General features: G+C 68.2%; 21 protein-coding genes, 3 tRNA genes and 2 pseudogenes. 17 read left to right on the plus strand and 9 right to left on the minus strand.

Annotated features, from left to right (window positions below):
* Nucleotides 1-2,801: (Fe-S)-binding protein (locus tag KD1_RS06290; RefSeq protein WP_157073208.1), on the minus strand; the 2,801-nt coding region annotated here is incomplete at its 3' end.
* A gap of 174 nt (nucleotides 2,802-2,975) precedes the next feature.
* On the opposite strand from KD1_RS06290, the gene cysK reads away from it, so the two are divergent.
* From cysK to KD1_RS06345, 11 genes are all read left to right on the plus strand, one after another.
* Nucleotides 2,976-3,902: a cysteine synthase A gene (cysK, locus tag KD1_RS06295; protein WP_068399179.1), complete on the plus strand. Its 927-nt coding sequence runs from the start codon at nucleotides 2,976-2,978 to the stop codon at nucleotides 3,900-3,902.
* Complete coding sequence (gene cysE, locus KD1_RS06300) at nucleotides 3,902-4,525, plus strand: serine O-acetyltransferase (RefSeq protein WP_068399182.1); 624 nt, start codon at nucleotides 3,902-3,904, stop codon at nucleotides 4,523-4,525. The genes cysK and cysE overlap by 1 nt, the downstream gene beginning before the upstream one ends.
* Nucleotides 4,526-4,769: 244 nt before the next feature.
* Nucleotides 4,770-6,191: a DUF3375 domain-containing protein gene (locus KD1_RS06305; protein WP_068399185.1), complete on the plus strand. Its 1,422-nt coding sequence runs from the start codon at nucleotides 4,770-4,772 to the stop codon at nucleotides 6,189-6,191.
* Nucleotides 6,188-6,775 carry a DUF4194 domain-containing protein gene (locus KD1_RS16535; protein ID WP_068399189.1) on the plus strand — a complete coding sequence of 196 codons (588 nt, stop codon included), beginning with the start codon at nucleotides 6,188-6,190 and terminating at the stop codon, nucleotides 6,773-6,775. The genes KD1_RS06305 and KD1_RS16535 overlap by 4 nt, the downstream gene beginning before the upstream one ends.
* Nucleotides 6,768-10,160, plus strand: a complete 3,393-nt coding sequence (locus tag KD1_RS06315) for an ATP-binding protein (protein WP_068399192.1) — start codon at nucleotides 6,768-6,770, stop codon at nucleotides 10,158-10,160. The genes KD1_RS16535 and KD1_RS06315 overlap by 8 nt, the downstream gene beginning before the upstream one ends.
* Nucleotides 10,157-11,308: a Wadjet anti-phage system protein JetD domain-containing protein gene (locus KD1_RS06320; protein ID WP_068399195.1), complete on the plus strand. Its 1,152-nt coding sequence runs from the start codon at nucleotides 10,157-10,159 to the stop codon at nucleotides 11,306-11,308. Before KD1_RS06315 ends, KD1_RS06320 begins: the two co-directional genes overlap by 4 nt.
* A 67-nt stretch (nucleotides 11,309-11,375) precedes the next feature.
* Nucleotides 11,376-11,460 (plus strand) — tRNA-Ser (locus KD1_RS06325).
* Between the two features lie 202 nt (nucleotides 11,461-11,662).
* The gene (locus tag KD1_RS06330) at nucleotides 11,663-11,866 is read left to right on the plus strand and encodes a cold-shock protein (RefSeq protein WP_068399198.1); all 204 of its coding nucleotides are present in this window, start codon (nucleotides 11,663-11,665) and stop codon (nucleotides 11,864-11,866) included.
* A gap of 130 nt (nucleotides 11,867-11,996) precedes the next feature.
* Nucleotides 11,997-12,090, plus strand: a tRNA-Ser gene (locus KD1_RS06335).
* A gap of 132 nt (nucleotides 12,091-12,222) precedes the next feature.
* Nucleotides 12,223-12,573, plus strand: coding sequence for a VOC family protein (locus KD1_RS06340; protein ID WP_068399214.1), 351 nt, complete (start codon nucleotides 12,223-12,225; stop codon nucleotides 12,571-12,573).
* Between the two features lie 7 nt (nucleotides 12,574-12,580).
* Nucleotides 12,581-13,210: a LysE family translocator gene (locus tag KD1_RS06345; protein WP_068399217.1), complete on the plus strand. Its 630-nt coding sequence runs from the start codon at nucleotides 12,581-12,583 to the stop codon at nucleotides 13,208-13,210.
* 62 nt (nucleotides 13,211-13,272) lie between these two features.
* Here KD1_RS06345 and KD1_RS06350 read toward each other — a convergent pair whose 3' ends face one another.
* From KD1_RS06350 to KD1_RS06360, 3 genes are all read right to left on the minus strand, one after another.
* Nucleotides 13,273-13,635, minus strand: coding sequence for a hypothetical protein (locus KD1_RS06350; RefSeq protein ID WP_068399220.1), 363 nt, complete (start codon nucleotides 13,633-13,635; stop codon nucleotides 13,273-13,275).
* 121 nt (nucleotides 13,636-13,756) lie between these two features.
* Nucleotides 13,757-14,599 (minus strand): hypothetical protein, encoded by an 843-nt coding sequence (locus KD1_RS16540; RefSeq protein WP_068399224.1) that lies wholly within the window; start codon nucleotides 14,597-14,599, stop codon nucleotides 13,757-13,759.
* On the minus strand, nucleotides 14,596-15,027 hold the full coding sequence (locus KD1_RS06360) for a DUF6318 family protein (protein ID WP_068399227.1): 432 nt from the start codon (nucleotides 15,025-15,027) through the stop codon (nucleotides 14,596-14,598). Before KD1_RS06360 ends, KD1_RS16540 begins: the two co-directional genes overlap by 4 nt.
* 16 nt (nucleotides 15,028-15,043) lie before the next feature.
* Here KD1_RS06360 and KD1_RS06365 point away from each other — a divergent pair, with 16 nt between their 5' ends.
* Nucleotides 15,044-15,259 carry a hypothetical protein gene (locus tag KD1_RS06365; RefSeq protein WP_217995809.1) on the plus strand — a complete coding sequence of 72 codons (216 nt, stop codon included), beginning with the start codon at nucleotides 15,044-15,046 and terminating at the stop codon, nucleotides 15,257-15,259.
* Between the two features lie 173 nt (nucleotides 15,260-15,432).
* Here the strand turns inward: KD1_RS06365 and KD1_RS17630 are convergent, their stop codons facing one another.
* From KD1_RS17630 to KD1_RS06375, 3 genes and pseudogenes are all read right to left on the minus strand, one after another.
* Nucleotides 15,433-16,038 (minus strand): acyl-CoA thioesterase, encoded by a 606-nt coding sequence (locus KD1_RS17630; RefSeq protein WP_370670750.1) that lies wholly within the window; start codon nucleotides 16,036-16,038, stop codon nucleotides 15,433-15,435.
* A gap of 118 nt (nucleotides 16,039-16,156) precedes the next feature.
* A pseudogene (locus KD1_RS17635) lies at nucleotides 16,157-16,384 on the minus strand (acyl-CoA thioesterase); the annotation flags it as partial.
* A gap of 109 nt (nucleotides 16,385-16,493) precedes the next feature.
* Nucleotides 16,494-18,308: a phosphoenolpyruvate carboxykinase (GTP) gene (locus KD1_RS06375; RefSeq protein ID WP_068399234.1), complete on the minus strand. Its 1,815-nt coding sequence runs from the start codon at nucleotides 18,306-18,308 to the stop codon at nucleotides 16,494-16,496.
* Nucleotides 18,309-18,703: 395 nt separating this feature from the next.
* Between KD1_RS06375 and KD1_RS06380 the strand changes: the two genes are divergently transcribed.
* Nucleotides 18,704-18,776, plus strand: a tRNA-Arg gene (locus tag KD1_RS06380).
* 80 nt (nucleotides 18,777-18,856) lie between these two features.
* Nucleotides 18,857-19,276, plus strand: a complete 420-nt coding sequence (locus KD1_RS06385) for a hypothetical protein (protein WP_068399239.1) — start codon at nucleotides 18,857-18,859, stop codon at nucleotides 19,274-19,276.
* A 34-nt stretch (nucleotides 19,277-19,310) separates the two neighbouring features.
* Here KD1_RS06385 and KD1_RS06390 read toward each other — a convergent pair whose 3' ends face one another.
* Both KD1_RS06390 and KD1_RS06395 read right to left on the minus strand, forming a co-directional pair.
* Complete coding sequence (locus KD1_RS06390; RefSeq protein ID WP_068399242.1) at nucleotides 19,311-19,532, minus strand: hypothetical protein; 222 nt, start codon at nucleotides 19,530-19,532, stop codon at nucleotides 19,311-19,313.
* Nucleotides 19,489-20,466, minus strand: coding sequence for a LysR family transcriptional regulator (locus tag KD1_RS06395; protein WP_245627301.1), 978 nt, complete (start codon nucleotides 20,464-20,466; stop codon nucleotides 19,489-19,491). Before KD1_RS06395 ends, KD1_RS06390 begins: the two co-directional genes overlap by 44 nt.
* Nucleotides 20,467-20,558: 92 nt before the next feature.
* Between KD1_RS06395 and KD1_RS06400 the strand changes: the two genes are divergently transcribed.
* The 3 genes and pseudogenes from KD1_RS06400 to KD1_RS06410 all read left to right on the plus strand — a co-directional run.
* Nucleotides 20,559-21,584 (plus strand): YeiH family protein, encoded by a 1,026-nt coding sequence (locus tag KD1_RS06400; RefSeq protein ID WP_068399245.1) that lies wholly within the window; start codon nucleotides 20,559-20,561, stop codon nucleotides 21,582-21,584.
* Nucleotides 21,585-21,635: 51 nt separating this feature from the next.
* Nucleotides 21,636-21,833 (plus strand): hypothetical protein, encoded by a 198-nt coding sequence (locus tag KD1_RS06405; protein ID WP_068399247.1) that lies wholly within the window; start codon nucleotides 21,636-21,638, stop codon nucleotides 21,831-21,833.
* A gap of 47 nt (nucleotides 21,834-21,880) precedes the next feature.
* Nucleotides 21,881-22,160, plus strand: a pseudogene (locus tag KD1_RS06410) (dihydrofolate reductase family protein); the annotation flags it as partial.

The raw sequence follows: 22,160 nt of genomic DNA on the forward strand, positions 1-22,160 counted from the left end.
TCGACCGGGGCGGCCGGTGCCGCGGGGGCGCTGGTTTCCCAGGACATGGTCTTGGCGGCGGCCGGGGCGGCGGGGGCCTCGGCCTTGGGCTCCTCGACCGGAGCGGCCGGGGCGCTGGTTTCCCAGGACATGGTCTTGCCGGCAGCCGGGGCGGCAGGTGCCTCGGTCTTGGGCTCCTCGACCGGGGCGGCCGGGGTTGCCTCGGCAGCAGGCTCCGCCGACTCCCACGACATCTTCTTCGCGGCAGCACCGGCGGCGGCCGCACCGGCGACTGCGCCAGCGCCAGCAGCGGCACCGGTCTCCCAGGACATGCTCTTACCGCTCGGCTCGGCAGCCGGAGCAGCAGGGGCCTCAGCCGGGGCAGCCGGGGCAGCCTTCGCCTCAGCCGGAGCCACTGGAGCAGCAGGGGCCTCAGCAGGAGCGGCCGGGGCAGCCTTCGCTTCGACCGGCGCCACCTCGGCCGGCTCCTCAACCGGAGCAGCCGGAGCGGTCTTCTCCGGGTGACGCACCGCGGCCAGCAGCATCTGCGCGATGTCGACGACCTCGACGTTCTCGCCCTTGCCCTCGGACTGACGCATGGTCAGACCATCGGAGATCATGACGCGGCAGAAAGGGCACCCCACGGCGATCCGGTCTGCACCCGTGGCCAGCGCCTCGTCGGTGCGGTTGACGTTGATGCGCGAACCGAGCTTCTCCTCCATCCACATGCGAGCACCACCGGCGCCACAGCAGAAGGACTTCATGCCACTGCGCTCCATCTCGCGCAGCTCGACACCCGGCAGGGCGCCGAGGAGCTCGCGCGGCGGGGCGTAGACACCGTTGTGGCGACCCAGGTAGCACGGGTCGTGGTAGGTCACGGTCGGAGCGGACGACGCGACGTCCTTCGCGGTCGAGGCGACCGGGGTGGCCGGGCGCGCGACCGGCACGAGCTTCTTCTCGCGCACGAGGCGGTTGAGGAGTTGCGTGTGGTGCAGCACCTCGTAGTTGCCGCCGAGCTGCGGGTACTCGTTCTTGATCGTGTTGAAGCAGTGTGCACAGGTGACGACGATCTTGCTCGCCTTGTACTCATTGAGCGTCTCGACGTTCTGCTGGGCCAGCATCTGGAACAGCACCTCGTTGCCGGCGCGGCGAGCGGAGTCACCGTTACAGGTCTCCCCGTCACCGAGGATGGCGAAGCTGACGCCCGCGGTGTCGAGCAGTTCGACGACGGCGCGCGAGGTCTTCTTGGCACGGTCCTCATAGGCACCGGCGCAACCGACCCAGAACAGGTAGTCGACCTCGTCGAGCGACTCGACGTCCTGGCCGACGACCTTGACGTCGAACGGCAGGTCCTTGGCCCACTCGAGGCGAGCGCGGGTACCCATGCCCCACGGGTTGCCCTTCGACTCGAGGTTCTTGAACAGGCCACCGAGCTCGGACGGGAACGCCGACTCGATCAGCGTCTGGTACCGACGCATGTCGACGATGTGGTCGACGTGCTCGATGTCGACCGGGCACTGCTCGACACAGGCGCCACACGTCGTGCACGACCACAGGACGTCCTGGTCGATGACGGCGTCGGGGCCGTGCGGGTTGTACGCCGACAGCGGGTGCTCGTCGGTGTAGCCGGTGTCACCGATGAGCGAGATCTCGCTCCAGTTCGTGCCCTTGTGGTCGAAGTGCTCGGGCTGCGCGCCCTCACTGGTCTCGGGGGAGGACTCGGTCACGCCGACGAGCGGGGCGCTCGTGCCGCCCACGGCCGCCAAGTATGGCGCCTTGGCGTGCGCGTGGTCGCGCAGCGTCATCATGAGCATCTTCGGGCTGAGCGGCTTGTCCGTGTTCCACGCCGGACACTGCGACTGGCACCGACCGCACTCCGTGCAGGTGGTGAAGTCGAGCAGGCCCTTCCAGGTGAAGTCCTCGACCTTGCCGACACCCAGGCGGGTGTCCTCCTCCATCTCCTCCATGGCCTCCATGGAGAACGGCTTCCCGTCGATCTTCATCGGCTGGAGCTCGCCGAGCGAGGTACGGCCGTCGGAGTGCCGCTTCCAGTAGATGTTGAAGAACGCGAGGAACCGGTGCCAGGCCACACCCATCGTCGGGTTGATCGAGATCGTCACCATCCAGGCGTAGGAGATGACGAGCTTGATCAGGGCGATGAGGATGATCAGCGCCTCGAGGGTCTCCAGCGAGAGGCCGGTGAACAGGTTGCCGATCCAGCCGGTCAGCGGGAAGTGCACCCAGGTGTCCATGCCGGAACCGGTCTTGCGCGCGACGGTCCACTCCAGACCACGCAGCAGGGCGATGCACAGGCCCACGCCGAGAATCGTGAACTCGACGTAGTACGCCTGCCAGAACGTCGATCCGAAGAACCGCGAACGACGACCGTCAGCCCCCTCGGCCGAGCGCGGGTGGTTCTTCTGGCGACGGTAGATCAGGTAGATGATGCCCAGCAGGCTCGTCACCGCGAAGAAGTCGGTGACCCACTCGTACACCGGCCAGTGCCCGATGATCGGCAGGGCCATGTGCGGGTCGAACAGTTGCATCGTCGCGTGGATCAGCGTGAAGAACAGCACGCCGAACGAGATCATCACGAACCAGTGCGCCACGGCGACTGCGGGCAGTCGAGCCATACGGCCATGTCCGAGGAACTCGCGGATCAGCGTGGCGGCACGCGAGCCCGGAGCGTCGTTGCGACCGCCCTCAGGCTGGCCGAGGCGGAACGTCTGCACGAGGGAGTACACGGTGCGCAGCAGCAGGGCCCAACCAACGATGGTGAACCCGACGCCGATCACGACCGCGACGATCTGGAGTGGAGGCATGCCGGGCAGTCTATTGACTGGGACCGACGTTGATTCCACCAAAGGGTGTCGAATGCATCACGGCACCCAACGAGACTCCGGGAATTTGCGCCCACCCATAACTTGTTGTTGGATTGTCAATAAGCAACCAGTCATGACCGAGGTTGCGTCCGCCCCTCACGGAAGGTTCCACCAGTGCCGATCTACGACGACGTCACCCAGCTCGTTGGCCGCACCCCCCTCGTGCGCATCAACCGCATCATCTCCTCCGACGCGACCGTGGCCGCCAAGCTCGAGTTCTACAACCCGGCCAACTCGGTCAAGGACCGCATCGGTGTGGCCATCATCGACGCCGCCGAGGCCTCCGGCGAACTCAAGCCCGGTGGGACCATCGTCGAGGGCACGTCGGGCAACACCGGCATTGCGTTGGCCATGGTCGGAGCGGCCCGCGGATACAACGTCGTGCTGACGATGCCCGAGACCATGTCCGCGGAGCGCAAGGCGCTGCTCAAGGCGTTCGGTGCCGAGCTCGTCCTGACCCCCGGGCCGGAGGGCATGAAGGGCGCCCTCAACAAGGCCGAGGAGATCGCCAAGGAGCGCGGCGGCATCCTCGCGCGCCAGTTCGCGAACGTGGCCAACCCGGCCATCCACGAGAAGACCACCGGTGAGGAGATCTGGGCCGACACCGACGGCAAGGTCGACATCTTCATCGCCGGCATCGGCACCGGCGGCACCATCACCGGCGCGGGCCGCACGCTGCGCAAGTACAACCCGGACGTGCAGATCATCGCGGTCGAGCCGGCCGAGTCGCCCATCCTCAACGGTGGTCAGCCCGGCCCGCACAAGATCCAGGGCCTCGGCGCGAACTTCGTCCCGGAGATCCTCGACACCGAGATCTACAACGAGGTCATCGACATCAACATCGACCAGTCGGTCGAGTACGCCCGCCGCGCCGCCAAGGAGGAGGGCCTCTTCGTCGGCATCTCCTCCGGCGCTGCGCTCGCGGCCGCCGACCAGGTCGCCAACCGCCCGGAGAACGCAGGCAAGACCATCGTCGTGATCATTCCGAGCTTCGGCGAGCGCTACCTGTCCACCGTGCTGTTCGAGGGTCTGCTGGACTGATGATCGCCCCACAGGGACTCACGATCCGGCAGATGCTCCAGGAGGACGTCCGCGCGGCGATGGATCGTGACCCCGCGGCGACCTCCCGATTCGTGGTGTTCAGCACCTCGGCCGGGTTGCACGCCATTTGGTTCCACCGGTTGGCCCATCACTTCTGGACCTCCGGACACAAGGTGACGGCCCGTTTCGTGGCCTACTGGTCCCGGGCCGTCACCGGCGTCGAGATCCACCCGGCGGCGAAGATCGGCCGTCGCTTCTTCATCGATCACGGCATGGGAGTCGTGATCGGCGAGACCGCGGAGATCGGCGACGACGTCATGCTCTACCACGGCGTGACGTTGGGCGGCACGAGCCTGAAGCGGGTCAAGCGTCACCCCACCCTGGGTGACCGGGTGATGGTCGGCTCCGGAGCGAAGATCCTCGGGCCGGTCTATCTCGCCGCCGACGTGAAGGTCGGGGCCAACGCCGTCGTCACCAAGGACGTGCCGGCCGGCGCGATCGCCACGGGGATCCCGGCCAAGCACTTCTTCCCGAAGCCGCAGCAGAACGGCCACAAACCGAGCGACCAGCCCGAGTTCTCGGAGTTCGAGCTGCTGTTCAACGATCCGGCTCTGTTCATCTGATCCACCCGTCGTGCCGGTCCTCCGGCCGGGATGACGGCCCCAGAGGTGCCCTCGTCCCGGTTGAGGGGCCTGGGTGAGGCGCCAGTCCGCTGGTCGCCCAGACCGGCGGACGCGATGCCCGCGAGTCTTTCGGCTCGCGGGCATCGTTGCGTTCATGGGCGGAGCACGGTGCGGCTGGGTTGTCGGAGCCACACCGTACCCTCGTGAGAGGCCGGGAATGAGGACCGTACGAAGGGGCCGGTGGATGGACCACTCCGAGATCGAGTCATTGCGCGACCGCCACCCCGCGTGGCGGCTTCTGCGTGCCACGAACGCCCCGCTCATCCTCGGCTTCCTTGGCCGGTACTTCGTCGAGGAGAACCACGGCCGCACACCGGTCTCCGAGCTGGCCGCTGCCCTCGATGACGACCTGTACGCGCTCAACACCCCGGAGGTGCGTTACCCCTCGGCACCGTCGGCGTACCTGGCCGACTGGGCCCAGTTCGACGCGGGGTGGCTGCACGCCAGCTACCCCGATGGGTCTGACGAACTGCACTACGACGCCTCGGCGTCCTTCGAGAAGGCCTACCAGTGGGTGCTCGGGCTGCAGCAGCGCACGTTCGTTGGTACCGAGTCCCGGCTCAAGACGCTCATCGAGTTGCTGCGCCAGATCGTGCGCGGCGCCCAGAGCGATCCGGAGGTTCGGTTGGCCGATCTGCGTCGACGCCGGGCCGAGCTCGACGCCGAGATCGCGGAGGTGGAGGCCGGTCACGTCACGATGCTCCCGACGACGGCCCTGCGCGAGCGGTACCAGCAGTTCAGTGGGAGTGCCCGCGAGCTGCTCTCGGACTTTCGCGAGGTCGAGGAGAACTTCCGTGCTCTCGACCGCGCCGCGCGGGAACGGATCGCGACGTGGGCCGGCTCCAAGGGCGAGTTGCTGGAGGAACTGCTCGGCGAGCGGAACGCGATCACCTCCTCGGACCAGGGGCGCAGTTTCGAGGCGTTCTACGACTTCCTGCTGTCGGGCAGTCGCCAGCAGGAGTTGAGCGATCTGCTCGCCGAGGTCCAGGCGATGAGCGAGATCGACACCGACCGGCGCCTGGGCCGGATCCATCACGACTGGTTCGGGGCCGCCGAACGAGCCAACGTCACGGTCCGGCAGATCTCCGAGCAGTTGCGGCGCTTCCTCGATGACCAGGTATGGCTGGAGAACAAGCGGGTGGTGGAACTCATCCGGTCCATTGAGACCGCCGCGGTGGCGGTTCGGGACTCACCGCCGATCGCGGGTCTCGAGCTTGACGAGATCGGTCTCTCAGCGCTGCTCCCGTTCGAACGCCCCCTCTATGACGTCAAACCGCCGGCGCAGGTCGACAGTCTCATTCCGCCGGCCGATGTCGCCGAGATCGACCTGAGCGCCGTCCTGGATCAGCACGTCGTCGATCAGGCCCGACTGGCCGAGAACATTCGGGCGCTCGTGCCGCCGCGCGGCGAGGCGCTGCTCAGCGACATCGTCGAGTACTACCCCGTGGAGGAGGGCGTGGCCGAGGTCGTCGGCTACCTGGCCTTGGGTGATGATGACCTCGAGATCAGGCTCGACGACTCCGGGGAGACCGTCCTGGAGATCGGTGACGCCGATGGCTCGGCCCGGCGCGTGCGCCTGCCGAAGGCGACGGTGGTGCGCCGATGAGGACCGACGAGGAACTGGCCATCGGGTCGGCCATCATCAAGATGATGCGCGGCGTCATCTACCGCGAGTCCGACGAGGCGACCTGGCAGGCGCTGGGGCGGTATGGCGGCCCGATCCGCGACCACTTCGCCACCGTGGGTGTGGACGTGGTCGTCGACGAGTCGGAGGGGTATGCGTTCCTGCGCTCGGAAGAGGTCGACGACGCGGAGGACGGACTGCCGCGGCTCGTGCACCGGCGCTCCCAGACGTACAACGTCAGCGTGCTGCTCGTGCTCCTGCGCAAGCAGTTGGCCGTCTTCGAGAACGAGGGTGGCGAGGGCAAGCTCGTGCTGACGCGCGACCAGATCGTCGAGATGCTGCGGGTCTTCCTGCCCACGACGCTCAGTGACGCCAAGGCCGTCGATACCGTCGAGACGACGATCCGCCAGACCGAGAAGTTGGGCTTCCTGCGACAACTGCGAGCCCAGGCCGATCGGTGGGAGGTGCGCCGGATCATCAAGGCCTACGTCGACGCCCAGACCCTCGGCGACTTCGAGGCCAAGCTGACCGATTACACCCGCAGTCAGGAGGGCCGCGATGAGTGATGGCCTGTTCTCCTCGGTCGAGGTGGCCGCCCAAGGGCGCCCCGGCTACCGCCTGCACCGCGTCGAGGTCTTCAACTGGGGCACCTTCGACCGGTTCGTCTGGCGCCTCGACCTCGGTGGCGACACCTCGCTCCTGACCGGGGACATCGGCAGTGGCAAGTCGACCCTCGTCGATGCCATCACGACGCTCCTCATGCCGGCCCATCGGATCGAGTACAACAAGGCCGCCGGCGCCGAGGCCAAGGAACGCGATCTGCGGTCCTACGTCGAGGGTCACTACAAGTCCGAGCGCAACGAGGCGACGGGTGTCTCCCGGCCCGTGGGGTTGCGGCCGGATTCGTCGACCTACTCGGTGGTGCTCGGAGTCTTCGTCAACGACGGCTACGACGAGACCGTCTCGATCGCGCAGGTCTTCCAGCAACGTGAACGTACCGGTCAGCCGAACCGCTTCTACATCACCGCGGACAAGGGGCTGTCGGTGGAGGCGGACTTCTCCGACTTCGGCGCCGACCTGAGCGACCTGCGTCGACGGTTGCGGGCCGGGGGCGCGGAGGTCTTCGACGCCTTCGCCCCGTACTCGACCTCGCTGCGGCGCCGCCTGGGGATTCGCAGCGAGCAGGCGATGAAGCTGTTCCACCAGACCGTGTCGATGAAGTCGGTGGGCAACCTCAACGAGTTCGTCCGCGATCACATGCTCGAACCGGCCGATGCCGCCGACCGCATTCGCGGGATCATCGGCCACTTCGAGGACCTGTCGACCTCGCATGCGCTGGTCATCAGGGCCCGGGAGCAACTCGAACTGCTCACGCCGTTGGTGGCGTTGGCCGATCGCTACGACGGCGCGCTGGCCGAGCGGGCGGCGATCGCGGTCCAGCGTGAGGCGGTGCGTCTCTTCATCGCCGAGTTGCAGATTCGGCTTCTCGGAGCTGAGATCGCCGGGCATGAGGAGGAGGTCACCCGGATCTCTCGGGCCGTGGATGAAGCGGAGGAGACTGCTCGGACACTGGACGCCGACCGGGATCGCCTCATCGAGGAGCGTGCCCAGGCCGGCGGTGATCGCGTCGCCGAACTGGAACGGACCGCGCGGGAGGCGCGCGCCCAGGCCGCGGACCGGCTGCGCCGCCGGCACGGCTTCGACGAGGCACTCACGGCCGCGGGGCTCGACCCCATCAGCGATGTCGGCGGTTTCGCGGCCTTGGCGACGACGGTGGCCGCCGAGAAAGCAGAACTGGCCTTGGAACGGCCGCGCGTGAACAACCGCCTGGCCGAACTCCTCTCCGCCCAGAAGCAATTCGACGTCGACGCCGAGGCGGTGCGGCAGGAACTGGCGAGCTTGCAGCAGCGCACAAGCAACCTGCCGTCGAGTCACCTCCAATTGCGTGACCAGCTCTGCGCCGACCTGGGGCTGGACCCCGTCGACCTTCCGTACGCCGGTGAACTGCTCGACGTCAGCGAGGAGCACGTCGACTGGCGCGGCGCCGCCGAGCGGGTGCTGCGTGGCTTTGCCCTCTCGATGCTGGTGCCGCAGGTGCACTACCCGGCCGTCACGGACTGGGTGAACGGACGCCGTCTGACGGTCCGCGGCCGTGATGGGCAGGTCGGGGCCAAGCTCGTCTACGAGCGTGTGCCCGACCGGCGGGTGCCGCTGCAGCGCGCCGACCGTGATGGGCTGCTCCTCGCCGACTGCCTCGTCGCGAAGCCCGGGGCGTTCGACGGGTACCTGCGAGCTGAGGTGCAGCGCCGCGCGAACTACGTCTGCGTCGACAGCCTCGCCGCCTTCCGAGAGGAGACCAGGGCGGTCACCCGCGAGGGGCAGGTGCGCTCCGGTGAGCGGCACGAGAAGGACGACCGCAACCGGGTCGACGATCCGCGTCGCTGGGTGCTGGGGTGGGCCAACGAACGCAAGATCGAGGCCCTCGCCACCGACCTGACTCGCCTGGAGGCGCAGCGGTCCGAATCCGAGCGTGAGGTCAAGGTCGCTGAGGAGGCGCACAACCGGCTCAGGGAACGTGAGATCGCGTTGGGCAAACTCGCGGACCACACGTCGTGGAGTGACCTGGACCATGAGGGCGCCCACGCGCGAGCCGCCGACGCCGATGCCGAACGTGAGCGGCTTCAGGCCGGATCGTCGCGACTGGCGGAGGTGACGCGTGCGTTGGCGGCGACGGATGCCAAGTTGACCGAGGTCAGGGCCACGCGCGACGACCTCAAGGAATCGCTGACGACGGCCCGGAATCGGCGCGATGAGGCCGAGCTCACCCGCAGCGTCGCGCAGCAGCAGATCGCCGCGCACCCGGAGGCAGACCTGGAGAGCGCACGCGCGGCCTACCCGGCCCTGACCGAGCGGCTCGGGGCGTCGCTGCCGACCCAGTCGGGCCAGTGCGCGGGTGCCTCGAACACCCTGACCGACCAGTTGGACAAGCAGGCCGGCAACGTCACCAACCAGATCAACAGCCTGACGGGGCACCTCCAGCAGGCGATGGGTGAGGTGCTCGGGCGCTGGCCCGAACTGCGCTCCGACATGGATGCCAGCGTCGAGGCGCGGGAAGACTTTCGGGCCTTTCACACGCGCGTGGCCGGTGACGATCTGCCGCGTTTCGAGGAAGAGTTCAAGCGGCAACTCAACACCAACACCATTCACGAACTGGCCGGGTTCAACGCGTGGTTGCATCAACGTTCCGACGAGATCCGCGATCGGGTCGACCGCATCAACGAGGCGTTGGGCGCGATCGACTACAGCCCGGGCCGGTACATCAAGCTCGAGCCGAAACCGACGACGAACCAGGACGTGCAGACCTTCCGCGCCGACCTGCGCCACGCCACCGACGACGCGGTCGGGGCTGAGGACAGCTACACCGAACAGCGCTTTCTCGACGTCAAGCGACTCATCGAACGCTTTCGGGGGAGGGAGGGGTCTGCCGAGTCCGACAAGGCGTGGGTGCGACGCGTCACCGATGTGCGCACCTGGTGGACGTTCTCGGCGTCGGAGAAGAGTCGTGAGACCGATGTGGAGTGGGAGCACTACACCGACTCCGATGGCAAGTCCGGCGGGCAGAAGGAGAAGCTCGCCTACACCATCCTGGCCGCGTCGCTCGCGTATCAGTTCGGCTTGGAGTGGGGCGCCGAGAAGTCGCGGGACTTCCGGTTCGCGATGATCGACGAGGCGTTCGGGCGAGGCTCGGATGTGTCGACCACGTACGCCCTCCAACTGTTCCGGAAGCTCGGCCTGCAGCTGCTCATCGTCACGCCGCTCCAGAAGGTCCACGTCATCGAGCCGTACGTCAAGGCCATCGGGTTCGTCGCCAATCCGGACGGCATGCGTTCGACCGTGCACACCCTGACGATCGAGGAGTTCCACGAGCGGCGCGCCGGTGCCAGCCGATGACGTGGACGTCCCCAGCAGAGCTCACGGCGGCGGTGCGTCGGCGGTGGACCGACCAATCGCTGCTCCGCGCCTTCGCCGGCGGTGAGCCCTTCCCCCTGATCGACCTCCCGCTCCGCGGACCGACGGCCGCCGAGCTCGGGGCCGACCTGCGTGCGGTGCAGGACTGGGCCGCCGCCCTGGAGTCCGCCGCACATGCTGGTCGGCGGTACGAGCTGACGTATCGCGAGATCGGGGGACGCAAGGTGGGGCGCAACCGGGTGCCGGCCCGTGCCCTCGTCTCCACCTTCGAGCAGGCGTGGTCGCTGTTGGGGGTGCGCGCGGAGGCAGACCGAGTGGCCGAGCTGTTGGCCGAGGCCGCGGGGGAGCCCGTCGTTGTGGAGTGGGCGGCCCGCGAGCCCTTGAAGGCACTGGCGAACGAGTCGTGGTGGTCCCAACTGCTGGCCGCGTACCGATGGCTGGATGACCACCGAGGCCAGGCCCGGTACCTGCGCGAGATCACTGCTCGGGGGGTGGACACCAAGTTCGTCGAGCAGCATCGGGGCGTGCTGGCCGACGTGCTCGGCACCAGCCGCACGGCGACGGGGTTCACGACCGGCCTGGGCCTGGCCGCGAAACCGGAGCACGTGCGACTGCGCGCCGACGCGGGCGTGCTCGGTTTGCCTCAGGCCATCACGGAGGTCTCACTGCGGGTCGACGAGGCCGCCCGGCTCGACGCTCCGGTGACGTGTGCGGTGATCGTCGAGAACGAGGTGACGTTCCTGTCGCTGCCGGTACCGGCGGACGGCGTGCTCCTGTGGGGCAAGGGGTTCGACGTCGACCGGGTGGGCCGTTTGGGTTGGCTCCAAGGCGCCGACGTGCACTATTGGGGCGACGTGGACACGCATGGGTTCGCGATCCTGGACCGGTTGCGCGCATGGTTGCCCACCGCCAGGTCCTTTCTCATGGACCGGACCACGCTCATGGCCCACCGGGATCGGTGGGGCACCGAACCGAGCCCGGCCGCGGCCTCGCTGCCGCGCCTGACCGCCGACGAGAGCGCGCTGTACTCCGATCTCGTGAGCGACCGACTGGCGACGCGGCTGCGGCTGGAGCAGGAGCGCATCGACTGGGCCTGGGTCGAGGAGCATCTGCCGTACGGCAGGTCGTGACGACCACGGGTCTGGCGGGCGCTAACGTGGAGGTCTGACACCGCGCTCCGTCGTGGGCCGGGGTCGAGGCGGGTTCGCATAGCGGCCGAGTGCAGTCGCCTTGAAAGCGACCAGGGGGCGACCCCTCGTGGGTTCAAATCCCACACCCGCCGCGGATGCGGTGAACTGGCCATGCTCGCGGGGTCGTAACATGCTAGGTTCTCTACTGTTGCAGCAGCAGTTTCCGCGCAGGTCGAGCAAGAAGCCCGTCATGGGTCGGTTTGTCCGGGGGGCATGTCCCCTCAGTGTGGGGTGTAGGTGCAGCATGGTCCGCGAGGTGCGGGCCATCACCCAAGAAGAAGGAAGTTTCACCCCATGGCACAGGGAACCGTGAAGTGGTTCAACGCTGAGAAGGGCTTTGGATTCATCGCCCAGGACGGCGGCGGCCCGGACGTGTTCGTTCACTACTCCGCGATCGAGTCCACCGGCTACCGGTCCCTCGAGGAGGCCCAGCGCGTGGAGTTCGAGGTCACCCAGGGTCCCAAGGGCCCGCAGGCCGACCGCGTTCGCCCCGTCTGAGGTCGAATGACTGCTGCGGGGCAACCCGCACACATCACGAAGGGCTCCACCGGAAACGGTGGGGCCCTTCGGCTGTCCCGACCCGCTTTGCTCCGCAGGTGGGTGGCGGGCTAGTCTGTCCGGGTTGTCTGGAGGCGTCGCCTAGTCCGGTCTATGGCGCCCGCCTGCTAAGCGGGTTTGGGGATCAAACCCCATCGAGGGTTCAAATCCCTCCGCCTCCGCCAGCCAACGCAGCCCCCGAGCCGTCCTGGTCCGGGGGCTGCGCCGTTCTTGCCAGAGCGCCGGTGTGGGCGCCCAGTGGTGGCTATGCTGCCCGGTGCGGAGGTGAGAGCCATCACCGCGGGAAGGCAGGCGACATGGACCTCGACGTCCGCATGGTCATGATCAGCACCGAGGACCTGGACGCCTCCATCGCGTTCTACACCGAGACCCTCGGGATGACCCTGAAGTTCCGCGACGGCGGGCACTTCGCCGCGTTGGACGGCGGGTCGGTGACGCTGGCCTTGGCGACCAAGGTCGACCACCCGTTCCCGGGCAAGACGGTGCCGAGCCTGAGGACTCCCGACGTCGACGCGGCGGCCGCAGCGGTCGAAGCGGGCGGAGGCGCGATCATCACCGCTCCCTACGACGACGCCCACGAGCGGCGTGCGGTCGTGTACGACAACGCCGGCAACCCGTTGGTGTTCTACTCGCCGCTGGCGCGATGATGCGGCGTTGACGCCCACGGCGTGGGCGCTGCTGCTCGGGACGTGGGTGGTGGGCCTGGTCTCGCCGGGTCCGGACTTCATCGCGGTGCTGCGCGCCTCGATGGTCGGCGGGCGGCGTGCCGGGTCGGCCGTGGCGTTGGGCATCGCGTCGATGCTGGTGGTGTGGATCTCGTTGGCCCTGACGGGCATCAGCGTGGTCGTCACGCAGCACGAGACGGCATTTCGGGTGATGCGGTCGGTCGGCGCGGTGTTTCTCGTCGGCTACGGCGCGTGGATCCTGTGGCACGTGTGGCGTGATCGCGCCTCCGGCGGCGGAGCTGTCGTCACCGCGCCGGGAGCGGACCGGTCCGGTTCACGTTGGTGGTGGACCGGGGTGGTGACCAACGCGTCGAACCCGAAGGCACTGGCGTTCTTCGCGGCCCTGTTCGCGACGCTCCTGCCGCAGGGGGCGACCGTGCCGGAGCGCGGTGTGTCCCTGGTGGCGATGGTCGGCTCGGCCTTGCTGTGGTTCCTGTTCATCGCGCGCGTGGCATCGTCCGGACCGGCGGTGGCGCTCTATCGGCGCACCGGCTGGATCATCGACGCATTGCTCGGGGCGCTGCTCGTGGTGGTGGGCGTGCTGCTGTTCCCGCGGTGAGGACAGCGGGCGGGGCCGGGTCACGGCGCTCCGGTGCGTGGCGGTGACCCGGCCGGCGGCGGTCAGTCCTGATCGATGATCTGGCGGGCCTCCTCGGCGTTGCAGACCGTGGCGATCTTCTCCCAGCGGGTGGTGGCCTGGCCGGTGCTGTCGAGTTGGCGGCGCATGACGTTGCGGGCGGCCAGCGCGGACGGGCAGTCGCCCGCGTCGGACGCCTTGCAGGCGATGCCGGCGCCGGTGTCGGTGCAGCGGTGTTCCACCTTGTACTCGTGGCCCGACTTCGTGGTGGTGGAGGCGCTGGCGGGGGTGGCGTCGGAGGACGGCGTGGGCTGGCCTTCGCCCGCTGCGGTGCCGCCGCAGGCGCTGAGGAACAGTCCGGCGAGGAGGGTGGCGGCGGTAACGGTCCAGGTCTGTCGTGTACGCATGTGGATCCCCTTCGTGTGGGCCAGATCCGGTGTGTGTCTGACCTCTGTCCCCGACGTTAGTGATTTCGGGGATCTGGCCGCGCGAGTTATCCACAGGGCCCTGAAGGGGGAGTGCCGGACCTTATTCGAGGACGAGTTGGCTGCGGGCTTCGACGACGGTCAGGGGTGTGGGGGTTCCGGTGATGTCGACGGTGTCGGGGATAGGGATCCAGTCGCCGTCGTCGAATCGGAAGAATCCGGCGTAGGTGACGTCGACGCGGGTGTGGAAGTTGGCGGGGGATGTGTAGGTGTGGACGATGTCGCCGGTGGGGTGGGGGCCGCCGAGGGAGGTGGTGGGTCCGGCGGTGGCGCCGTCGCCGAAGTGGTAGGTCAGGGCGCTGAGGGTGGGTTTGATCTGGATGGTGTAGCCGGGGAATTCGGGGAGGGTGCGGGTGTCGATTTCCTCGGGTTTGAATCCGGTGACGGGCCAGGTGACTTCGGCGTAGGTGGGGAGGTTGACCAGGGTGCGGTTTCCGCGGGGGTCGAGTTTCATCGTGGGGACGGTGAAGTTGGTGTCGTGGAAGGCGCGGATGATGTCGGCCATGCCGGGTTCGCGCGTCGCGGGGACCTCGGTGGAGTTGCAGGCGATGCCGACTTGTTCCCAGGCGCCGGTGGGGTTGACCTGGCGGCGGAACACGTTCAGCGCGGCGATGGCGGAGGGGCAGGGTCCGGCGGCTGCGGCGGTGCAGGGCGCGGCGTCGACGCTGGCGTTGCCGCATCGTGGCTCGGTCTTGTACTCGTACGACGGGCCGGTCTTCGCGCCCGACGCCGCGGCGCGCTTCAGGCCCTCGATGTGCTCTTTCTTCGCCGTCTCCCGGCTCCACAGTGAGGTCCGAGCACCTCCGTCAATCTCTTCGGTGGTGAGCCCGACGTTGGAGTCGGAGGAACTGAGGAGAATTGCGGCCGCGAGAACGGTGGAGATCACTTTGTGACTCCGAACGATCGCCAGCCGTCGGACCACTTGAGTGCGAAGTAGAAGGTATCGGTGGCCTCTGCTTTCCGACCCCCCGTCTTCCCTTGCTGGTTGTGGATGGGGGCCGTGGTGTCAGTAATCGTGACGCCCACCAGCCACTTTCCCATTTCGCCCTTCTGCGCGGGCTTTACGCTTCTGATCTTGACAGGAGTTTTCGTGTACCACTCGCCGTTCTTTACCAGTTCTTCGGTGGTGTTCTCCACCGACGCGCAGAACTTGCATCCCTTGTAGCTGAGCTGCGGAATCAAGCCTGACTTGGGCTTCATCCACGCGTAGTTGATCACGTCGATATAGTGGCGCACGAAAGCTTCGGCGCCGGCCTTCGTGTGCTTGGTGGCGGCTTCTGGCAGTTGGGGCGCGTCGGCGGGCCAGTTCTTCAACTGGGCACCGCTGGCGGTGGGGGTGGTCGACGAAGCGTTCGGCCCGCTCGAGGTGGGTGCACTGGACGAGGGAGTCTTCGGTGCTCCGCTGGTCGGTGACCCACTGGCGGTGGAGGTCGACGATGCGCTGGTCGTGGAGGACGTGCCGCCGCCCTCCCCTGAAGCGTCGCCTCCGCAGGCGCTGACCAGCATCACCGCACTGAGTCCTGCCACCGCGATGGTGGTCGATTGACGTGTTCGCATTCGTAGCCCATCCGCCTGGGCCGGATCCCCGGGTGCTCCAGCCTCCGCGCACGAGAGTAGTGACTCCTGACGATCTCGCCACCTGAGTCGTCCACAGGTCACCCGGATCCCCAACTGACCGATGGAGCACGGGACCTGGTGCCGCCTCCCGAAGAAGCGGCTCTAGTGCCGCACCCCAAAGGCCGGGTCCTCGCGCAGGCGACGCACCTCCAAGGCGTGGCGCTCCGACGCCTGGTCCGTCGCCAACTCGGGCACCCACACCGGCACCGGACGCGGCGCCATCGCCTCGTCCAGGGCCACGAACACCGACATGCACTGCGCGGCCAGCTCCAACTCTCCGGTCCGTGGGCTCCCCGCCAGCACCCGCACGGCGATGTCCATGCTCGTTCGCCCGGTATGGACCAGCCGTGCCTGGATCTCGATGACATCACCGATCCGGATCGGCCGCAGGAAACTCACCCCACCCGAGAACCGGCTGACCACGTACGACTTCGACCATCCGCTGGCGCAGACGAACGCGGTCTCGTCGATCCAGCGCATCAAGATCCCGCCGTGCACCTTCCCGCCCCAGTTGACGTCCGTCGGCGCGGCCAAGAACCGCAGCGTGGCCTCGTGCGCCCGCCGAATCGCCCGACCAGTCCTGCGCGGCGACGAGCTCCTTGACCCGCGCGCGAAGCTCGATACGACGCTCCGCCTCGGCCTTGGCCGCCAGAAACACCGCCGTCTCCGGCGCCCACTGGGGCACCGCCGTCGGCCGGCCCTCGTCATCGACGGCGACGAACACGATGCGGCACTCGAACGCGTGCTCCGTCGTGCCGCTGTACGGCGTGCCCGACGCGACGTCGACGACGATCGTCATGCTCGTGCGCCCGGTGAGCACGATCTGCGCCGACACCTCGACCAGGTCCCCGATCCGCACCGGTCGGCGGAAGTCGATGTTGCCGACGTATGCGGTGACGCAGTACCGCCCCGACCAGCCGGCCGCACACGCGAAGCCGGCCTTGTCGATCCACTCGAGAATCCGGCCTCCGCTGACCGTGCCACCCTGCCCGGCATCGGTCGGTGCCGCCATGAACCGGAGCGTCGTTCGGCCGGAGACTGCCGTCGAGGTCATGGCATCAACCCTAGCCACGACGCTCCGCCCATGCCCCCGCCACCGCCAACACGCGCCGAAGGGCCCGGCACCAAACCGGTGCCGGGCCCTCCGAAAGGGACGTCAGAACTCAGGCAGAGACGTTCTTCCGCAGGATCTCGAGCTGATTCTTGAGCTCAGCCGGGACGTTGCCGAGCTTGGCGTACCACTCGTCGATCAGCGGGAGCTCCTTGGCCCAGTCCTCCGCGTTGACCGCGGTGGCCTTGGCGAGCTGCTCCTCGGTGACGTCGAGGCCGTCGGTGTCCAGCGCACCCGGCGCCGGCACGATGCCGACCGGGGTCTCGACGCCCTCAGCGGTGCCCTCCGTGCGCTCGAAGACCCACTTGAGCACCCGCGAGTTCTCGCCGAAGCCCGGCCACAGGAACGAGCCGTCCTCGTCGTCGCGGCGGAACCAGTTGACCTGGAAGATCGCCGGCATCTTGGCGCCCTCGGTCTTGCCGATGTTCAGCCAGTGCTGCAGGTAGTCGTTGGCGTTGTAGCCGATGAACGGCAGCATGGCCATCGGGTCGCGGCGCACGACACCCACGGCGCCGGTGGCGGCAGCGGTGGTCTCGGAGGAGAGGATCGAGCCGACGAAGGTGCCGTGCTCCCAGTCACGCGACTGGAACACCAGCGGCACGGTGCTCTTGCGGCGACCACCGAAGAGGATCGCGTCGATCGGCACACCGTTGGGCTCGTCGTACTCCGGCGCGATCATCGGGCACTGCGAGGCCGGGGTGCAGAACCGGCTGTTCGGGTGGGCGCTGGGGAAGTCGGACTCGGGGGTCCAGTCCTCACCCTTCCAGGAGGTCAGGTGGGCCGGCTTGTCCTTGGTCATGCCCTCCCACCAGACGTCGCCGTCGTCGGTCAGCGCGACGTTGGTGAAGATGCTGTTGCCCTTCTCCACCGTGGCCATCGCCTGGCCGTTGGTCTCCTCGCCGGTGCCGGGGGCGACACCGAACAGACCGAACTCCGGGTTGACGGCGTAGAGACGGCCGTCCTTGCCGAAGCGCATCCAGGAGATGTCGTCGCCGACCATCTCGGCCTTCCAGCCCGGGATGGTGGGGGTGATCATGGCGAGGTTCGTCTTGCCACAGGCCGACGGGAACGCACCGGCGATGTACTTGGTGACACCCTCCGGGTTGGTGAGTTTGAGGATGAGCATGTGCTCGGCCATCCAGCCCTCGTCGTGCGCCATGGCGGAGGCGATGCGCAGCGAGTAGCACTTCTTGCCCAGGAGCGCGTTGCCGCCGTAGCCCGAGCCGTAGGACCAGATCTCACGGGTCTCGGGGAAGTGCGAGATGTACTTGGTGTCGTTGCACGGCCACGCGACGTCGGCCTGGCCCTCGGCAAGCGGAGCGCCGACGGAGTGCAGACCCTTGACGTAGGGGGCGTTCTCCGCCTCCATCTTCGCGAGGACCTTCGAGCCGATGCGGGCCATGATGTTCATGGAGGCGACGACGTACGCGGAGTCCGTGATCTCGACTCCGTACATCGGCACGTCGGCCTCGAGGTGACCCATGACGTAGGGGATCACGTACATCGTGCGGCCCTTCATGGCGCCGTCGAAGAGCGCGCTGAGCTGCTCCTTCATCTCGGCCGGGGCCATCCAGTTGTTGGTCGGGCCCGCGCCTTCCTCGGTCTCGGAGCAGATGTAGGTGCGGTCCTCGACACGGGCGACGTCGCTCGGGTCGGAGGCGGCGTAGAAGGAGTTGGTCTTCTTCTGCTCGTTCAGACGCACGAACGTGCCGGCGTCGATCAAGGTCTGGTTGATGGCGTCGATCTCTTCAGGCGTACCGGTCACCCACTGGACCGAGTCCGGCTTCGTGAGTGCGGCCACCTCGTCGACCCACGACTGAAGCTCAGCGTGAGTCGTTCCGGTGGTGCCCGTGGTTGCGGTGCTCATGGCCCTCGATGTCCCTTTCGGCGGCGGCTTGTTCGCTGTCCCATATCGAGCCGTCCTTGCCCCGTCAATGGCGCGTATCGGACGTCTCGACACCCACCAAAGTACTCCGACACGCCGTCTACGTGTGAACCGGGTGGGACACTTCCGTGAGGCCTGTCAAGGCTGGGCTGAGGGCTGAAACTCCGCGTCAGATCGGTGAAAGAAGCGAGCGTGAGGCGGGCATCTCGCGTCAACGTCGTCATGACGGCTTGCGGAGCGCAGTCCGGTCGGGTCGAGGGTCGGTCGCCCCGGGTCGCGAAACGGAGCGCCGTGTGGCTCGATTTCGTACCAGCGCCGCGAGCGTGTACCGTAGTCCTTCGTCGCGCGGAGCACTTCGCGTTCGGTGCGATGCAACTGCGCCCGTAGCTCAACGGATAGAGCATCTGACTACGGATCAGAAGGTTAGGGGTTCGAATCCCTTCGGGCGCACTCTGTGTTGAGACAGAAGACGAGGGCCCTGGCCGGCGGAAACGCGGCCAGGGCCCCCGTCATGTCCCACACTGGGAGGCATGGACCAGCACGACGGCAGTGAGGCCGAGCAGCACCGGGGCATCGTGCACTCGGCGACGGATCTGTTCCTGAGCAACACGCGGACCCTGATCGAGCAGTTGACCCAGGTGGGCGTGGCCGGCGCCCAGGCGGTGACCCCTGAGCCGGTGCGTGCATCGGCCAGCCACGTGCTCGATTCCATGCGCAAGGTGACCGAGTTGGCGCCGCAGGTCACCGCCGAGCTCGACATCGTCATGAAGGAGATTCACGCCAAGCGGCTGACCATTCAGGCCCTCACGGCTGAACTGAGCGTTCTCGACGACCAGTTGGCGGTCTTGGAGCAGTCGCTGGCGCCGCTCCAGGCCTTGAGCAGGCAATGGACCACGGTTCAGGACACCCTGCCCCACTGGCTCGACCGGCCACTGGGCGAGAAGGACTGACCGGCGGCCTTCTCCCCTTGATTCGTCGCGTCGGTCAGAGTTTGGTCATCCGGCTGAAGGGCGTCGCGACCCGGATGGTTGAGCTCCCGAAGTCGACCGTCGCGCCACTGGCATACACACTCACGACGCGGCCCAGCCCGTGGGAGTCGTGCGAGACCCGGTCGCCGACCGCGAACACCTCGATCACCGGCTCGGGGTCGGGCTGGAAGGGGCTAGCGGCGTGGCGACGGCGGGGGTGTCCCGATGAAGTGCTCATTTGGACCAGTATCGCCCAGCGCAGCCTGGGCCGCGGGGCCGCGGGCGGCGATCGCCAGCAGATCCGCAGCCAGACCCACCGGCTGGGCGCCGCCGGCCCAGCACGCCCGCAGCTGGCGGGACATCTCCAGCCCACTGACGCGCACGGCCACCAACGACCCGTTGCCGATTTGTTCACCCACCGCGAGCTCGGAGAGCACCGCCGGGCCGGCGCCCGACATTGCCGCCACGCGCACGGCCGTGTTGCTGGCCAGCTCCTGAACCGGGTCGGCGAGCGCGAGACCGACGTCGGCACACGCGCTGACCAGGGTCCGACGCGTGCCGGAGCCCGGTTCGCGCAGTACGAGGGGAGTGGCCGCCAGCAGGTCGGCGGGCAGGGCTCGGGTCCGCCGCGCCCACGGATGACTCGGCGCGACGACGACGAGCAGACGATCGCGCGCCACCGTGGTCGTCCGCAGTCCCGCCGGTGCCTGCGCGGTCTCGACGAAGCCCACCTCGGCCTGCCCACCGCGCACCGCCTGCGCCACGGCATCGGAGTTGACCACGCCCAAGGTGACCTCGACCTCCTCGTGGGTGCGACGAAACTCCGCCAACCAGCGCGGCACGAGGTATTCGGCGACGGTCATGCTCGCGGCGATGCGCAATGTCCCCGACGACCCGGAGCGCAGTGCGGTCGTGGCGACGACGAGTTGCTCGGCGGCCGCCAGCACGTCCCGCGACCAGTCGACGTAGATCGCGCCATGGGCGGTCAGGGCGGAGCCGCGTGTGGTCCGCTGCAGCAGGGTCAGGCCCAGTCGACGTTCGAAACGGGCCAGTGCACGGCTCGCACTGGGTTGGGTCATGCCGACCCGGGCCGCGGCCCCGCTCAACGACCCCAGTTCGGCCACGGCCACGAGCAGCTCCAGCACGGCCAGGTCCGGCCACTTCTCCGCCATGCGGCAAACGTACCGCTGGCCATAGCCGACGGTCATGGCGCCATGCCCAACATCCTCTTCCGCACGACGCTCCGGCCATCGAAGGTGGAGACATGCTGATGCGCGCCACGACCCCCGCCGCGGCGGTGGTGTCGCTCGCGCCGGCGCGCCGATCGATCTGGCCCGGCCTCGCCCTGTCCGCGGGTGTGGCGCTCGTGGCCATCGGCGCGCACCGACTCGTGCCGGCGCTCAGCCCGCTCATCATCGCCCTGATCGTCGGCGTGCTCATGGCCAACACCGCTCCGATCCCCGCCGCGCTGCAACCCGGCATCCAGGTCAGCTGTCGGCGCCTCCTGCGCCTGGGCATCGTGCTGCTCGGGCTACAACTCAGCCTGCGCGACATCGCCGCGCTCGGCTGGGCCACCAGCGCCGTCGTGGTCGCCGTGGTCGCCATCGGCATCCTCGCCACCCTGGCCGTGGGCCGAGCGCTCGGCGTGCCCGGAACCCAGCGGCTGCTCATCGCGTGTGGCTTCTCGATCTGCGGGGCCGCCGCCGTCGCCGGCGTCAGCAGTGCCGTCAGGGCCGACGACGAGGACGTCGCCCTGGCCGTCGGGCTCGTCGTGCTGTACGGAACGGTGACGATGTTCGTCCTCCCGCCGATCCTGTCGACACTGGCGTTGACCGCAACGCAGAGCGGTGTGGCCGCCGGCGGCAGCATCCACGAGGTGGCGCAGGTCGTGGCGGCCGGAGGCGCGATGGGTCCGGAGGTGCTGGCGGCCGCCACGGTCGTCAAACTGGCCCGGGTCGTGTTGCTCGCCCCGGTGATCCTGGCGATCACCCTGACGCAGCGCCGCCGGGTGGCGCGCCTCGCAGGCCCGCGCCCGGCGCCGGTGCCGCTCTTCGTCATCGGGTTCATCGCTGCGAGCGTGGTGGCCACGACGCTGGACCTGCCCAGCGCGGTGACGCACTCCGCGCACCTGGCCCAAACGATGCTCCTCTCGGCCGCGATGTTCGCTCTCGGGACGGGGCTGCGTTGGCAGCTCATGCGGCAGGTCGGCGTGCGCCCGCTCCTACTGGGAGCGGCGTCGACGGCCATCGTCGTCGGCGTCGCGTTTGCGGGTGCGCGGTTCATGACGTGAGGCGAGACTGCCTACGCTTTACTTTGAGGTTCGACAACACACGGAGGAACGATGGCTGAGGTCGAGAACGAGGGACTCTCCCTCTTGTACCGCGCATGGTGGCGGCTGCGGTACACCGCCATGCACTTCTACGGCGGAGCCCAGATGGAGGGTCTGGCCGACCCGCACGAGCGCCTGCGGCGTGAGCGTGCGGTCAAGGTCGAGAAGGCGCGTCAAGAGCGGTTGGCGCGGGAGTCCAAGAACGACTGAATCGTGGGACCGTGGGTGAGAGACATCACCGAGCAAGGAGCACGCCGATGTCACTCACCCGCATCCACAACTTCTCCATCTCGCTCGACGGGTTCGCCACCGGTGAGCCGCAGACGCTCGAGACTCCGTTCGGGCATGCCGGCGAGCGGTTGCACGCCTGGATGATCGGCACGCGCTACTGGGACCCCGAGGGGAGTGTCGGGGTCGACAACGCCTTCGCCGAACGTCATACGCCCGGCATCGGAGCCGAGATCATGGGCGCGAACAAGTTCGGACCGCCAGGCTGGCACGAGGATCCGCAGTGGCGGGGGTGGTGGGGCCCGACCC

This window comes from Kribbia dieselivorans NBRC 106261, assembly GCF_001552435.1.
GTDB classification, from domain to species: Bacteria; Actinomycetota; Actinomycetes; order Actinomycetales; family Dermatophilaceae; genus Kribbia; species Kribbia dieselivorans.